This is a genomic window from Caldisericum sp. (genome assembly GCA_022759145.1).
Lineage (GTDB): Bacteria > Caldisericota > Caldisericia > Caldisericales > Caldisericaceae > Caldisericum.
In genome coordinates this window covers 49,822-63,717 of record JAEMPV010000032.1, presented here as the reverse complement: position 1 = coordinate 63,717, position 13,896 = coordinate 49,822, and the positions used below count along the sequence as shown (strand labels likewise).

General features: G+C 35.7%; 17 protein-coding genes. All 17 read right to left on the bottom strand.

Annotated elements, in window-relative coordinates:
• Window positions 1-33: 33 nt before the first annotated feature.
• Genes JHC30_02400 through JHC30_02320 form a run of 17 tightly spaced genes read right to left on the bottom strand, consistent with a single transcriptional unit; the run spans window position 34 to window position 13,892 of the window.
• The gene (locus JHC30_02400; protein MCI4463006.1) at window positions 34-654 is read right to left on the bottom strand and encodes a hypothetical protein; all 621 of its coding nucleotides are present in this window, start codon (window positions 652-654) and stop codon (window positions 34-36) included.
• A 25-nt stretch (window positions 655-679) separates the two neighbouring features.
• The gene (mrdA, locus tag JHC30_02395; GenBank protein ID MCI4463005.1) at window positions 680-2,413 is read right to left on the bottom strand and encodes a penicillin-binding protein 2; all 1,734 of its coding nucleotides are present in this window, start codon (window positions 2,411-2,413) and stop codon (window positions 680-682) included.
• Window positions 2,388-2,816 (bottom strand): hypothetical protein, encoded by a 429-nt coding sequence (locus JHC30_02390; GenBank protein ID MCI4463004.1) that lies wholly within the window; start codon window positions 2,814-2,816, stop codon window positions 2,388-2,390. The genes mrdA and JHC30_02390 overlap by 26 nt, the downstream gene beginning before the upstream one ends.
• Complete coding sequence (locus JHC30_02385; GenBank protein MCI4463003.1) at window positions 2,803-3,597, bottom strand: rod shape-determining protein MreC; 795 nt, start codon at window positions 3,595-3,597, stop codon at window positions 2,803-2,805. The genes JHC30_02390 and JHC30_02385 overlap by 14 nt, the downstream gene beginning before the upstream one ends.
• Window positions 3,598-3,607: 10 nt before the next feature.
• The gene (locus JHC30_02380) at window positions 3,608-4,612 is read right to left on the bottom strand and encodes a rod shape-determining protein (GenBank protein MCI4463002.1); all 1,005 of its coding nucleotides are present in this window, start codon (window positions 4,610-4,612) and stop codon (window positions 3,608-3,610) included.
• Between the two features lies 1 nt (window position 4,613).
• Window positions 4,614-5,171, bottom strand: a complete 558-nt coding sequence (gene maf / locus JHC30_02375; GenBank protein ID MCI4463001.1) for a septum formation protein Maf — start codon at window positions 5,169-5,171, stop codon at window positions 4,614-4,616.
• Window positions 5,168-5,410 (bottom strand): DUF4321 domain-containing protein, encoded by a 243-nt coding sequence (locus JHC30_02370; GenBank protein ID MCI4463000.1) that lies wholly within the window; start codon window positions 5,408-5,410, stop codon window positions 5,168-5,170. Before JHC30_02370 ends, maf begins: the two co-directional genes overlap by 4 nt.
• The gene (locus tag JHC30_02365) at window positions 5,407-5,922 is read right to left on the bottom strand and encodes a Gx transporter family protein (GenBank protein ID MCI4462999.1); all 516 of its coding nucleotides are present in this window, start codon (window positions 5,920-5,922) and stop codon (window positions 5,407-5,409) included. The genes JHC30_02370 and JHC30_02365 overlap by 4 nt, the downstream gene beginning before the upstream one ends.
• Complete coding sequence (locus tag JHC30_02360) at window positions 5,900-6,274, bottom strand: NusG domain II-containing protein (protein MCI4462998.1); 375 nt, start codon at window positions 6,272-6,274, stop codon at window positions 5,900-5,902. Before JHC30_02360 ends, JHC30_02365 begins: the two co-directional genes overlap by 23 nt.
• Window positions 6,261-7,250, bottom strand: a complete 990-nt coding sequence (locus JHC30_02355) for an FAD:protein FMN transferase (GenBank protein ID MCI4462997.1) — start codon at window positions 7,248-7,250, stop codon at window positions 6,261-6,263. The genes JHC30_02360 and JHC30_02355 overlap by 14 nt, the downstream gene beginning before the upstream one ends.
• Window positions 7,240-8,262 (bottom strand): AmmeMemoRadiSam system radical SAM enzyme, encoded by a 1,023-nt coding sequence (gene amrS, locus JHC30_02350; GenBank protein ID MCI4462996.1) that lies wholly within the window; start codon window positions 8,260-8,262, stop codon window positions 7,240-7,242. Before amrS ends, JHC30_02355 begins: the two co-directional genes overlap by 11 nt.
• 1 nt (window position 8,263) lies before the next feature.
• Window positions 8,264-9,664 carry an NADPH-dependent glutamate synthase gene (gltA, locus tag JHC30_02345; protein MCI4462995.1) on the bottom strand — a complete coding sequence of 467 codons (1,401 nt, stop codon included), beginning with the start codon at window positions 9,662-9,664 and terminating at the stop codon, window positions 8,264-8,266.
• On the bottom strand, window positions 9,661-10,491 hold the full coding sequence (locus JHC30_02340) for a sulfide/dihydroorotate dehydrogenase-like FAD/NAD-binding protein (protein MCI4462994.1): 831 nt from the start codon (window positions 10,489-10,491) through the stop codon (window positions 9,661-9,663). The genes gltA and JHC30_02340 overlap by 4 nt, the downstream gene beginning before the upstream one ends.
• Window positions 10,476-11,267, bottom strand: a complete 792-nt coding sequence (locus JHC30_02335) for a TatD family hydrolase (protein MCI4462993.1) — start codon at window positions 11,265-11,267, stop codon at window positions 10,476-10,478. Before JHC30_02335 ends, JHC30_02340 begins: the two co-directional genes overlap by 16 nt.
• A complete protein-coding gene (gene metG / locus JHC30_02330) occupies window positions 11,267-13,177 on the bottom strand; it encodes a methionine--tRNA ligase (GenBank protein MCI4462992.1) in 1,911 nt (636 codons plus the stop codon). The genes JHC30_02335 and metG overlap by 1 nt, the downstream gene beginning before the upstream one ends.
• An 11-nt stretch (window positions 13,178-13,188) precedes the next feature.
• Window positions 13,189-13,533, bottom strand: coding sequence for a roadblock/LC7 domain-containing protein (locus tag JHC30_02325; GenBank protein MCI4462991.1), 345 nt, complete (start codon window positions 13,531-13,533; stop codon window positions 13,189-13,191).
• A complete protein-coding gene (locus JHC30_02320; protein MCI4462990.1) occupies window positions 13,533-13,892 on the bottom strand; it encodes a hypothetical protein in 360 nt (119 codons plus the stop codon). Before JHC30_02320 ends, JHC30_02325 begins: the two co-directional genes overlap by 1 nt.
• Window positions 13,893-13,896 lie beyond the last annotated feature (4 nt).

Below are 13,896 nucleotides of genomic sequence, written 5' to 3'. Positions count from 1 at the left end.
ACTCCACCTTTTCCTGCGGTTACAACAATTGACCTACCCATTTCTTCGTCTCCTTACAGGCTTTGCTTCTCTTTCATCCAAAGGAACTATAGAAACCTTTTTGTCTCCGTCGGTCTCGACTATGTAAGGCTTTCTGCTTTTTTCTGGAGTTTTTGCATCTATTTCCATCCCATTTACTACAAGGGCTTGTTGCTGGAATCCAAGGGAAACAACTCTTTTTCCTGCTGTAACCTCTCCTTTAATAACTCCGAATACATAAACACTCGATTTTGATTTAACAATTCCACCGGGATTCACATTACCCAAAATAATAATATCCCCATCGTATTCAACTTTCTGACCAGATCTTACCGTATGGTCAATAACAAAAGCACCTTCTTGCGGTTTCTCAGATACATTTCCAAAGACTTTTTCTCCTTCATTAATCCTGAAGGAAACATTTATTCCATTAAAAACTCCCTCCAAATCACTTATTTCAGCCTTGCTCAACTCACGACCTTGCGTATCAATCGATAAGAAGCCTTTGCTAAAGAAATTTCTTTCGCTTTCGATAAGAGACTTGATTCTATCAAGAACCTCAGTAAAAGGAGCATTAGGGTCAATTTTTAAAACCACATCTCCATTTATTCCCTTAAGACTTACAATATCTTTCATAGATTTCCTCCTTACATATTTTTACTCAAAAAAAATTTTTAAGCAAGTCTCTCATAAGAGGAGCAAGCGAGTGAGACGAAGGAAACTTTGAATACTCGAAAAATAAAAGACCTAATACAGAACTATCTTCTCTTGGTGCAAAAGATACAAGCCAGTGGTGCACATTGCCTTCCTTATCGCCAACTTCTGCACTTCCAGTTTTTGAACAAACCGAAACACCATTTACTCTCACTATCTTCATATCAGGCTTATTCGACAAACCTTCGAGTCCGTCTTTCACTGTGTTTAATGTATCAGGCTTAAATTTATATTCAACCCGAACTATCGGCTTATATTCAAGAATAACTTCACCCTTCGGAGAAATAATCTTTGAGAGGAAATGTGGGGTAAGCCCTACTCCGTTGTTTGCAATTAATTGATAAAATGTTGCAACCTCAAGAGGAGTTAATGATACAAATCCTTGCCCTATGGACATATTCGCCGTATCGCCTAAATACCACTGTTCGCCTACAACACTTTCTTTCCACTGAGGTGAAGGGATAATTCCTTTTATCTCAAAGGGTAAGTCGACATTTGTTAGTTCGGGTACTTTTAGAAGGTCTCCCATATTTTTTATGTTATCAGCACCAGTCATAAGACCAAGTTTATAGAAAAAGACATCACTTGAATTAGCAAGGGCCTCAGATGGTGTTTGTTTCCCAAACGCCCTTGGATATACCCAGTCTTTGAAATTCCTACCACCAATTGTTATATAAGCCCCGCAATCTATAACAGTATCTTTTGTAATAATTCCCTTTTCCAAAGCAGTTATGAGAGTTAGACTTTTAAAAGTTGAACCCGGTGGATATCTTGACTGTATTGCGCGGTTTATTAAGGCATTCTGTTCCAAAAGCGAATTATAGTCTTTTTCACTTATACCGTTAACAAATAAGTTAGGGTCAAATGTAGGATGAGATACCATTGCGATTATTCCGCCAGTTTTTGGGTTCATTGCTATAGCAACGCCTGTTTTATCACCTATAATGTTTTCAAGATTTTTTTGAATATTTATATCAATGTTTAAGTATATGTCATCTCCTGCGATTGGTTCCTCTTCGTAGAGCACGGACTCAATTCTTCCAAATGCATCGACAAGAACTTCTTTCTTTCCCTTTATACCTCTCAGGTATTTCTCATATTGCAGTTCAAGACCTTGCTTACCAATTCTATCATTTATATCGTAATACGGATCGCTTTTTATATCATCCATCGTAACTGGTCCAACATAACCTATGAAACATGCTCCAATTTCTTTAAATGGATAAAATCTCTTATAAGAAGTAATAACATTTATGCCTGGCAACCTATCGAGGGCTTCCTCGATTTGAATTCTCTCTTTTGTAGAGATATCTCTTTTAATCAAAACAGTTTCAAATGAAGGTAAGTTTGCTTTTTTAATTTTATCTTCTATTTCATTAACCGTCATACCAATGATAGAGGATAACAAAGCAAACTCTTCTTTAGGATTCTTTACATCTTCCATCACAACTGAAACATTATAAGAAGGAATATCCTCAGCAAGAACAACACCATTTCTATCAAGGATTCTTCCTCTCATCGGCTGAGTTATTAAAACCCTAATGCTTCTATATTGAGATAACTCGTTATAGTAATCACCTTTTATTACCTGTAAGTAGTAAGCCCTTCCGAAGAGTGTAAAAAATAGAATAAATATTAAAAGGTAAAGTATGAAATTAAACTCTAATTTTTTCCTGTTCATAGAAAACCTTCTTTACAAAAATCAAAAACGCAAATGAAAACAAATATGTAAGAAAAGAAAATTCAAATACATATTGAGGATTGTTGGTTGCTGGAATTAGCACAAAAAATTGTAAGGCAACTACTATTAAAACTTGTAAAAAATAAGGAATTTTAAAATGCGACGCTACACGATTAGAAATAATTACTCCCAAAGTAATGGGGAGTGCAAAAACTCCAATAAAACTACTGAAAAAAGCATCAATTAGCAAAAGATAGAGTATATAAATTGGTGAGTCTTCTAAAAGAAATATAGAAATAACGAAAGAAAGGGAAACTAAAAAATTGGTTTTAAAATTCGTAGCAACATCAAAAAGAAAAAAGAACACAAAAATAAGAGTAAAAATAAGTTTATTTTTTCCCATAAGATGTCACAACCAAAACATTCCTTATAGTGTAAAAATCTATCATTGGAAAAAGCGTTAACTCATTTTCAACAGAACTTACTTTGTTAATTGATACAACTTTTCCTACAACAATATCTGGTGGAAAAATACCACTTTCTTCGACTGTTACAAAAACGTCCGAAATTGTATCATTTACACCAGGGAACGGTCTTTTAACTGTCAAAGTTTCTCCGTTACCCTCTGCAATATCAATTCCACCACGAGCAACATTTTTGACTCCAACTTTAAAGTTAGGACTTGTTTCAAGAGTAACCTTAGACGAGTTTGCCGACACTTGAATGATTTTTCCTACAAGAAAGAGTGTATTTCCATCAATGGAATAAACAACAGGCATATCAACTTTAAGGTTAGAATCTTTTCCCTTGTCAATTATCATAAAATTTCCCACTTTACTGAACATAGTAACGCTACATCCAAGAGTCTCAAACTTAACTTTCGATTTTATTCCGAGTAGGTTTTTAAGTTCAACATTCTCATAATAATTTCCTAAAAGCATTTTTAATCTGCTCTCAAGAGTAGCAATGTAGTTTTTAAGATTTTCGTTTTCAGCAATAAGGGTTTTTCCATATCTAATGGAAAGTAAATAATCATTTAGAGAAGTGAAAGTTTGGTTTATAAAGTTTAAAACGGAAGAAACAGGTCTTAAAATAAGAAACTCATAGACAGACTTTATGGTAATACCATAACCTGCAAGACCTGCAATAAAAACCAAAAGTATAAGTGCTGTAATTGCATACAAAACAATCTTTTCACGAGGAGACTGCATCTTTGTAGAAGTCGAAATTCTCTATAACCTTTCCTGCTCCAAGCGCAACGGATGATAACGGATCCTCAGCAACTGTAAATAGGATACCCGTCCTATGAGCCAAAAATTTGTCAATATTCTTGAGCAAAGCACCACCACCTGAAAGCATTATACCTCTATCCATGATGTCAGATGAAAGTTCCGGAGGAGTAATTTCAAGGGTTGCCTTGACTACATTTAGTATCTCTTCAAGTATAGGCTGAAGCGCTTTTCTAATTTCCTCGGATGTCACTGAAATTGACTTTGGAAGACCATCAATAAGATCTCTTCCCCTTATCTCCATTTTTTCGTCCTTATCCAGAGGAAATGCACTTCCTATTTTCATCTTAATCTGCTCGGCAGTAACATCTCCTATGAGAATGCTATACTGCCTTCTTATATAGTTAATTATTGCTTCGTTCATCTCGTCGCCTGCAATACGGGTTGATTTCCCTACAACTATTCCCTTTAAGGAAATTACGGCAACCTCCGTTGTTCCGCCTCCAATATCGACTATCATAGAACCTCTTGCTTCCTCAATCGGAAGTCCTGAACCTATTGCTGCAGCAAGTGGCTCTGCAATAACATAGGCTTGCCTTGCACCAACATGCATTGCTGCATCTATAACCGCTTTTTTCTCTACAGGTGTTACTCCGCTTGGAACACCTATCAAAACAGTTGGTCTAAAAATCCCCCGTTTTCCACCCGCTTTGGATATAAAATAATCAAGAAGCGCTTCCGTTGTTTCGAAATCATTTATAACACCATCTTTTATTGGTCTCTTAACTTCAATCTCAAAAGGCGTTCTTCCAGCCATTGCTTTTGCTTCGTTTCCTACGGCAACTACTCTTTTGTTATGATCAAGAGCAATAATTGTAGGCTCTCTTAAAACAACGCCTTTTCCTCTAACATACACAACAGTATTCGCAGTTCCTAAGTCAATCGCAAGTTCTTTTGAAAATAGTCCCATATTACACCTCTTCCATTATTTTTAATATCTCGTTTACTTTTAAAATTGGAATTCCAATTATATTATCAACAGGTCCTTTAACTTCTTCAATAAAAATGGAGCCAAGCCCTTGAATTGCATATCCACCTGCCTTATCAAGCCCTTCTCCTGTTTCAATATAAGCCTTTACAATTCCAATATCAACATCTTTTCGAAATCTAACAAGAGAAATCACATAGTCAATTATACTTAATTCACCTTTTAAAGCAACAACACCAGTAATAACTTTGTGAACTTTACCTAATAAAGCCGTTATCATTTTATAATTGTCATCTTTGGTTTTTGGCTTTCCCAAAATTTTTCCATCAATTTCAACCACAGTATCCATCCCAATTACGGGAATAGACTCAGCAATTCCCAATGAGTAGGCTTTTAAATACGCATTATGAATTACTGTTTTTACAGGGTCGTTCTCAAAAACAATTTCCTCTACTTTTGCCTTTTTTACCTCAAAATCAAAACCAAACTTTTTAAGATATTCAATTCGCCGAGGCGAAGCGCTTGCGAGAATAAATTTCATGTTAGCGTAAAAAGCAAGATAAAAATAATTACTCCAATAACAGACCCTACATTCAACTTAATCTGCAAACCAAAAGAGAGGTCAATAAAAACAAGATTAACATTTAAATTTTGTATTCCCACATTTAAGCCATAATCAAATACTGGAAATACTTTTCCAATGAAAATGCCAAGTGCAGTTCCCAAAATTAGACCCACAGTCAAAAAAAGGATAAACCTTCCAAAAGCAAATTTTTTCATACTTTATTCAACCTATTATATACAGCCTGAGATAAAATTCCAATAATAAAACCCGAAACTCCCCCTATGGGAATAAGAAAGAAAAGATAATACAAAAACACAGCATTTCTTGTAACTGCAAACACAAAAAGTACCTGAGCAATATTATTTACAATACCTCCCAGTGCAGAAACTCCTACAATACTTATCTTTTTCTTAAATAGGTGGTAGACTACTGCCATAACAAGTGCTGCAGAAACTCCACCGAAGAAACTTGTGCCAAAGGAAATCCAAATAAACTGACCTCTAAAAATCTGCGCAATAATAGTTCTTAAGAGTGCAACCAAAACCCCGTAGAAACCATTGAAAAGTAAAATCGAAAGCACTGTAGAAAGATTTGCAAGACCAAGTTTTGCACCAGGCAAAAATAGTTGCGGTGGCTCTATGAGATTCAGAACTACACCAATGGAAATTAGGACAGATAAATATACAATCTTTTTCAGATGTGAATTAGTATGAAATTGAGTCGACACTCTCGTTTCCTCCTACAATAGATATTGTAATTCTATTTGGAAGACAGACTATTGTTTCTCCAACATTTGATATCCAACCCTGCTTAATGCAGAGTTTATCAGGACATGTTGAATCTAAAACATGAACTTTCCCATTATCTATTTCCACATACAAATAACCTTCTTTACTTTTTACCATTATTGTGCTTGGTTTTAAATTAGGAATAAGGGGAATTTTCTCATAAACCTTTCCATCAGCCATGATCACAACAAATTTTGTAGAGGTATTACTAATTCCTATTTCTTTTACTATAATTCCAACTAAAAGCGACAAAATTACGATAATCAAAATTATCTTGTCACCTGTTTTCAACTGAAACAACTCCCTTTAAATCATCCGTATAAAAAACATTCAATTCTTTATCGACTATAATACATGAGGCATTCAATCTTTTCGCTAACTCAAAAGCGCCGTCTTTCCCCTCAACAAACATCGCAGTTGAAAGGACATCGCCCACATAGCCAGTTTTCGTTATAGCGGTAGCTGAAACTATCTTATTTGCTGGAAATCCTGTTTTTGGGTCAAAAATATGGCAGTACCTCACGCCTTTATATTCAAAAAAACGCTCATAGTCACCAGAAGTTGCAACAAATGTTCCACTTTTTACTTTGACAGTTGCAATTATTCCATTTTCGCGTGGATGTTTTATGCCTATTGTAAAAATCTCATTATTATTCTTACTGTAAACAAAAACATTTCCTCCCATATTAATAACAGCTTTTGTCACATTATCGTTTTCAATAATATCTTTTACTTTGTCGAGTGCATAACCTTTAGCAATACCACCAAGGTCAATTGATTCACCTTTTTTCTTTAAAAAAACTTCATCTCCGCTTATTATAAGGTCGTTAATGTCAGTTAATTTAAGGGCCTCTTCGATTTCGCTTTTCTCTGGTACTCTGAAATCTCCACTTTTAAATCCCCACAATTTTAAAACTGGTGCAATCATTATGTTGAAATTTCCATCAGTTTTATCATACATATCTTTTGCCTTTGTTATTATATCAAGTGTTTCATATGAAACTTTCACAGGTTTTATGCCTGCATTGTTGTTTATAAGGGTTACTTCAGAATTTGGACTAAAATCGTCAAATAAAGCGCTCAACTTGTTTATTTCAAATTCAATATCCTTAACAGCCTTAAATCTGTTTATTCCCCAGACTTTAATATCAATGACAGTGTCCATGCTATAAATCTCAACAGAAGTATATGTGTTAGACAAATAAAAAAACAAAACTACCAAAAGAAAAAGAATTGAAAAAAGTGAAACAAGTTTTTTATTCGACAATTCCTAAATCCTCCCCGCAAAAATCGCACTTTCCATTATGTGTGTGGTTTTCTACAATGTCAAAACCAGATCTTCTGATAACTCTTCTTTTGCACTTTGGACAGTATGTATCTTCATAGGGATGCCCCGGGACATTTCCAATGTAAACAAAGTTAAGTCCTTCATTCATAGCCATTTCTCGAACAGTTTCAAGAGTTTCAACCGGTGTAGGATAAAGATATGCAAGGTCAAGGTAAGGATAAAATCTTGTTACATGCCAAGGGGTCTTTTTTCCAAGGTTGTCTCGTATCCAACGAGCAAGAGCCCTCAATTCATCTAATTTATCGTTGATTGTCGGGATTATGTTTGTTACAACTTCAATGTGCATATTCCATCGTTCTTTTGCGTAAATAACGCTCTCAAGAATTTTATGGAAATCAAAAATTGGTGTGATTTTGTTATATGTTTCCTGAGAAAACGCCTTTATATCAACCCTAAAGACATCAAGATAAGGACCAATTACATCAAGACCTTCTTTTGTTATAGATCCATTTGTTACATATACAGTGTATAAACCGCTCTTTTTTGCAAGTTGCGCTGTTTTGTAGGTATACTCAAACCAAATAGTAGGCTCGTTATAAGTCCAGGCAATTCCTTTTGCTTTGTAGCGAAGTGCTAAGTTAACTGCCTCCTCCGGGGGTATTTCTGAAGATATTAGAGAAAAGTCAAAATTCGGTTCTTTTATTCGTGAAATTTCGTAATTTTGACATCCTCTACAACGGAAGTTGCATCCCCATGTTCCAAAAGATAGCACCCCGCTTCCGGGATAATAATGGAATACTGGCTTTTTCTCTATGGGGTCTAACGCATACGAAGAAACATACGAATTTAAAAGGGTATAAAGTTTTCCTTCCTTATTAACTCTAACTTTGCAATTTCCCGCCTTACCTTCAGGAATTATACACCTGAAGTTGCATAAGTTACACTTTACCTTTTTCCCTTCAAGTGGTTCCCAGAGGAGGGCTTCTTCCATATTAAATCTCCCCTTTTATAAACCTATCTATAGATTTTGCTGCAAGCCTTCCTGCACCCATTGCTGTTATTACGGTTGCAGCGCCTGTAACGATATCTCCACCAGCAAAGACACCACGAACTGAAGTCTGTAAGTTCTCATCTACAAGAATTTCTCCGTGTTTTCCAATCTTTAGTCCCTCTGTTGTCTTTGCTATAATTGGGTTAGGTGTGGTTCCAATTGCAACTATTGCTTCATCTATGTCAAGCTTAAATTCGGAACCTTCGATGGGAATTGGCCTTCTCCTTCCAGAACTATCAGGTTCACCTAATTGCATTTTTATACACTCAACCTGCTTTACAAAACCCTTTTCATCACCTATATACCTTATGGGATTAGAGAGCAAAACAAACTCAATACCCTCTTCCTCGGCGTGAACTATTTCCTCTGCCCTTGCAGGCATTTCTTCCCTTGACCTTCTGTAGATTAAATATACATGCTCTGCCCCAAGCCTTAGAGCCGTCCTTGCAGCATCCATTGCAACGTTCCCACCGCCAATAACTGCTACATTCTTTGCCTTCTTAATAGGTGTATCAAATTCAGGGAATTTATAAGCCTTCATCAAGTTGACTCTTGTGAGAAATTCATTTGCTGAATAAATGCCACCAAGGTTTTCCCCAGGAATATGCATAAATTGAGGAAGACCTGCTCCACTCCCAATAAAGACAGCCTTAAAGCCGTCATCAAAAAGACCTTGAATAGTTCTTGTCCTTCCTACGAGGAAATCAAAAACAAATTTTACTCCCATATTTGAAAGCATTGAAATCTCTTCCTGGACAATTGCCTTCGGCAACCTAAATTCAGGAATGCCATACACCAGAACTCCACCAGCAACATGAAACGCCTCAAAAATTGTTACATCATAGCCCATCCTTGCAAGGTCTGCAGCACAAGACAAACCAGCAGGTCCAGAACCAACTATTGCAACCTTTATACCTTTGTCTTTTTCTTTCTTGGGCATAGTGACTTCACCTTTTCTTCTTTTTTCCAAGTCCAAATCAGCAACAAATCTTTCAAGTCTTCCAATGCCAACAGGATCTCCAATTTTACCCATAACACAAACTGCCTGACATTGTTCCTCTTGAGGGCATACCCTTCCAGTTACCGCAGGCAAAAGGTTTGATTCATGAATTATATCGATTGCAAGATCAAATTTTTCTTCCTTTATCGCTTTTATAAAGGCGGGAATATTTATATGAACAGGACACCCATCAACACAGGGATGCGTGGGGCATTGAAGACATCTTGAAGCCTCTAATACTGCTTCTTCTTTTGTATATCCAAGTGGAACCTCAAGAAAGTTATTTCTTCTCTCGTGAGGTTCTTGCTCTTTCATTGGAGTAAGTTTTTTGTTAACATTCATTTTACTTCCTCCTTCCACTTTTCAAAAGACAATTTTTCCTCTTCCTTATAGATATTGAGCCTTTTCATAAGTTCATCAAAGTCAACAAGGTGCGCATCAAAATCGGGTCCGTCTGAGCAAGTGAATTTAGTTTCTCCACCTACCGTTACCCTGCATGCACCACACATACCCATTCCACATACCATAAGCGAGTTCAAACTTGCGATGGTTTTTATGTTATATGGTCGAGTCATATCAGCAACTGCCTTCATCATTATTGCAGGTCCTATTGTAAAAACTCTTTCAATACCTTTCTCCTGTTCAAGTACTCTTTTGAGAACATCAGTAACAAAACCCTTTTCTCCGTAACTTCCGTCGTTTGTTGCAATAAGGAGTTTGTCTGAAACAGATCTCATCCTCTCTTCCCAGAAAACATAATCCTTAGACCTGTAGCCAATGATAGCAATAACCTCATTCCCCTTACTTTTAAGTTTTCGTGAGATTGGGTATATAGGAGCAATTCCTATTCCGCCACCTACCACGACAACTTTTCCAAAACTTTCAATTTCTGTAGGATTACCCAATGGACCAAAAACATCGGCAAGTTCTTCACTTTCATTTTTCGTCCCAAGAAGATGGGTTGTTTTCCCAATCTTCTGAAAAACTATGGTGACCGTCCCCTTAGATCGATCAAAATCGGCAATAGTTAAGGGAATGCGTTCACCCTTTTCGTAAACACGGATAACGACAAACTGTCCAGGTTCAGCGGTCTTTGATACATTTGGTGCTGCAAGTTCCATAAGGACCATCTCAGGTCCTAAAATTTCTTTTCTTAAGATTTTAAACATGCTACCTCCTTCCCCATCATTAAATTTGCATTTCTAAATATTTCAAAAAAGTTTTTACAAACTCTTTCATAAACTAAATCCTTTTCTAAGCCGCTTAAGTTAGCAAAAAACTCATACAAAATCCTTACATTTTGCGGTCTATTTTTCGTTCCTCTTAAGGGAACTGGTGCCAAATACGGCGAATCTGTTTCCAAGAGGAGTCTATCTAAAGGCACAAATTTTGCCGCCTCTCTTAAATCATTCCTCTTATTAAAGGTAACCATACCAGAAAAAGAAACATAAAACCCTTTATCTAAAACTTTTTTTAATTCCTCAATACCGTAATCAAAGGAATGGAACACCCCAACAAAATAACCCACACTGTCTAATATTGAGAGGGTGTCGAAAAATGAATCCCTCGAGTGTATCACAATAGGCAAATTTAACTCTTTTGCAAGTTCAATCTGTCGAATGAACCCTTTTATCTGGGATTCCTTCGAAGTTAGATCCCTGAAGTAATCAAGCCCAATTTCACCCAGTGCAATTATTTTTTCCCTTCGTAGCAAACTTTTCAATTCTCCATAAGTTTCATCATTTAACTTATCGACATCATATGGATGAAAACCAATTGTTGCAAAAGCATTCCTATAATTTCCTGCAATTTCTACACTTTCATATGCGCTTTTAAGGTCATATGCAACAACATTAATTAATAAGTTCTTGTCTTCTAATATTTCCTTTAACTCTTCCTCACTATAATATTCCTTAAATGTATGCGCATGCGAGTCAATTATCATCAACTTATTTTTGCTCCTTCTTCTATGTCCTTATCCACAGTAAGAAGAGAAAGTTTCTCTTTGTTAGGCGTCGATGCTGCAAGAAGCATACCCTGTGATGTAATACCCATAAGTTTTCTTTCTTCAAGGTTTGCTATAATAACTATCTTTTTTCCTATTAATTCTTCTTCGGAATAAAACTTCCCGATACCTGCAACAATTGTTCTTTCTTCATTTCCCAAGGTAACTTTTAATTCTATTAGTTTGTCTGAATTTTTTACACGCGATGCTTTTAAGATTCTTGCAACACGCAAATCAAGTTTTGCAAAGTCTTCGTATTTTACCTTTGAAACTTCAACGACATTTTCAGTCTCGAGAGAAACTTCTTTAACTTTATCAAGTTCAATCCTCTCCTTTTCTAAACGAGGGAAAATTGGCTCAAGTAATTTTAATATACTCTTTTTAACAAGCGGAGAGGAGTATTCTTTGAGGGACTTTTCATCAACACCAAATTCATCAAGCACAAAAGAAGTTACATTTGGCATAAAAGGCTGCAAAAGAACTGTTGTATAAGCAATTCCTTCAATAAGAGTCTTTAAAACAACATCAAGTTTATCGCCTTCTTTAACGAGTTTCCAGGGCTCCTTTACCTGGATGTAATTATTTAAATACGATATTATCTCAAACACTCTGTCCAAAGCAAAGGATAAACCATACCGATCCATTTGTTCTTTATAATCTTTAAACTTTTCATTTGCAAAAGCGACAAATTCGTAATCAACATCTACTTTTGGAACTTCAAGGTTTCTATACTTAGAAAGCATATTAAGAGTTCTATTAATCAAATTTCCATAATCGTTTGCAAGATCCGAATTATATCTTCTAAAGAAGGATTCCATCCTGAAATCGCCATCTAAACCAAAGATTGCCTCTCTCGATAAATAATATCTTAGGACATCAACACTCTTTTCAAAAGTGATATGAGCAAGTTTAGAGAAATTTTCAGCAAATTCAACAGGGTCAACAACATTTCCAAGAGACTTAGACATCTTCATCCCTTCCAGGTTCCAGAAACCGTGAGCAAAAATCTTTTTTGGTAAAGGTAATCCAACGCTCATTAACATTGCAGGCCACACAATTCCATGGAATCTTGTTATATCCTTTCCAATGAGATGCAAGTCAGCAGGCCAATACTTATTAAACATTTCCTTGTTATCATGATACCCTACCGCCGTAACATAATTTATTAAAGCATCAAACCACACATAAATCGTGTGATCCTCGTCAAAAGGAACATGTATTCCAAATTTAAAAGATTTTCTTGTAACAGAAATATCCTGAAGTCCGCCCTTTAAAATATTTAGAAGTTCATTATATCTTGACTCTGGTTCAATAAATGTGGGGTTTTTAAGATAGAAGTCAAGCAAAGCATCCCTGTATTTGCTTAATCTGAAAAAGTAGTTGTCCTCAGAAAGTCTTTGAACTTCGCCACCGCAGTGGGGACATTTTCCGTCAACAAGTTCGGAGTCTTTTAAAAATGTCTCATCTCTAACACAATACCATCCTTCGTATGTACTTAAATATATGTCTCCATTCTCATACATTTTTACAAAGAAGTCCTTAACAACTTCCATATGGTCGGGATCACTTGTCCTGATGAATCTTGAATAGGATATGTTAAACCTATCAAAAATACTTTTCCATGTGTTAGCCTGCATATCCACAAATTTTTGAGGGTCAATACCTAATTCCTTTGCCTTTGCTTCAATTTTCTGGGAATGTTCATCGGTTCCAGTGGAAAAAAAGACATCGAAGTTTGATAATCTTTTGTACCTTGCAATAATATCTGCTGCAATTGCTTCTGAAACAGACCCTATGTGTGGCTTTGAATTAACATAGTAAATAGCAGTTGTAATATAAAACTTTTCCATAGAACCACTCCTTACTTAAGATTTTCTATCTGTTGAATTGCATTCGACATTTCAAATTTAATCATACCAAGATTACTAACATTGCTTGCAAATACAACTAATAAGTCACCACTTTTAAGACCTGTGAAGATTATTCTTCCAACACTTCCATCAACAAAAGAATCAACAAATTTTCCCATTTTTGTAGAGTCAAGTAAATCGTTCAAATATCCCTTTAACGATGCAAGAGTATATGCTAATTCAATTGGAGGATTATCAAGGCTTGAATTAACAAATAGAAGATTCCCTTCTGAATCAATAAGGTAAACACCCAAAACACCCGGTAAGTTTTTAAGTTTAGAGAGAATTTTTTCCATTATTTCATCATCTCCTCTATCTTTGGCAAGAACTTCTTGAATTCAATTCTTACTCTACCAAGGTTGATAGGTTCTCTTGCAATTAAAAAAAGGTAACAATCATAAATTAATGGGACACCAAAAACACCGTAGGAGTCTGTTAGCACAAAAAACTCTTTAGCCTTTCCTAAAGAAAGATTTTTTATGGATCTTTCGATAATTGAAAAAATCGAAGAAATTTCAGCGCTTGCAAGCGCAGCTTCGACGTTTTCTTTTGCATACATTGCAACAGGCAACCCATCTTTACCTGTTATGCCAACAAAAATTGACTCGTTAACTTCTTCACCTAAAGCCCTAATAATACTTTCAAGATTATCCATTTTT

Bases quoted from the DNA above. Each gene is read 5' to 3' on its own strand.
- JHC30_02400 (MCI4463006.1), bottom strand. From the start codon at position 654: ATGAAAGATATTGTAAGTCTTAAGGGAATAAATGGAGATGTGGTTTTA.
- mrdA (MCI4463005.1), bottom strand. From the start codon at position 2,413: ATGAACAGGAAAAAATTAGAGTTTAATTTCATACTTTACCTTTTAATA.
- JHC30_02390 (MCI4463004.1), bottom strand. From the start codon at position 2,816: ATGGGAAAAAATAAACTTATTTTTACTCTTATTTTTGTGTTCTTTTTT.
- JHC30_02380 (MCI4463002.1), bottom strand. From the start codon at position 4,612: ATGGGACTATTTTCAAAAGAACTTGCGATTGACTTAGGAACTGCGAAT.
- maf (MCI4463001.1), bottom strand. From the start codon at position 5,171: ATGAAATTTATTCTCGCAAGCGCTTCGCCTCGGCGAATTGAATATCTT.
- JHC30_02370 (MCI4463000.1), bottom strand. From the start codon at position 5,410: ATGAAAAAATTTGCTTTTGGAAGGTTTATCCTTTTTTTGACTGTGGGT.
- amrS (MCI4462996.1), bottom strand. From the start codon at position 8,262: ATGGAAGAAGCCCTCCTCTGGGAACCACTTGAAGGGAAAAAGGTAAAG.
- gltA (MCI4462995.1), bottom strand. From the start codon at position 9,664: ATGAATGTTAACAAAAAACTTACTCCAATGAAAGAGCAAGAACCTCAC.
- JHC30_02340 (MCI4462994.1), bottom strand. From the start codon at position 10,491: ATGTTTAAAATCTTAAGAAAAGAAATTTTAGGACCTGAGATGGTCCTT.
- JHC30_02335 (MCI4462993.1), bottom strand. From the start codon at position 11,267: ATGATAATTGACTCGCATGCGCATACATTTAAGGAATATTATAGTGAG.
- metG (MCI4462992.1), bottom strand. From the start codon at position 13,177: ATGGAAAAGTTTTATATTACAACTGCTATTTACTATGTTAATTCAAAG.
- JHC30_02325 (MCI4462991.1), bottom strand. From the start codon at position 13,533: ATGGAAAAAATTCTCTCTAAACTTAAAAACTTACCGGGTGTTTTGGGT.
- JHC30_02320 (MCI4462990.1), bottom strand. From the start codon at position 13,892: ATGGATAATCTTGAAAGTATTATTAGGGCTTTAGGTGAAGAAGTTAAC.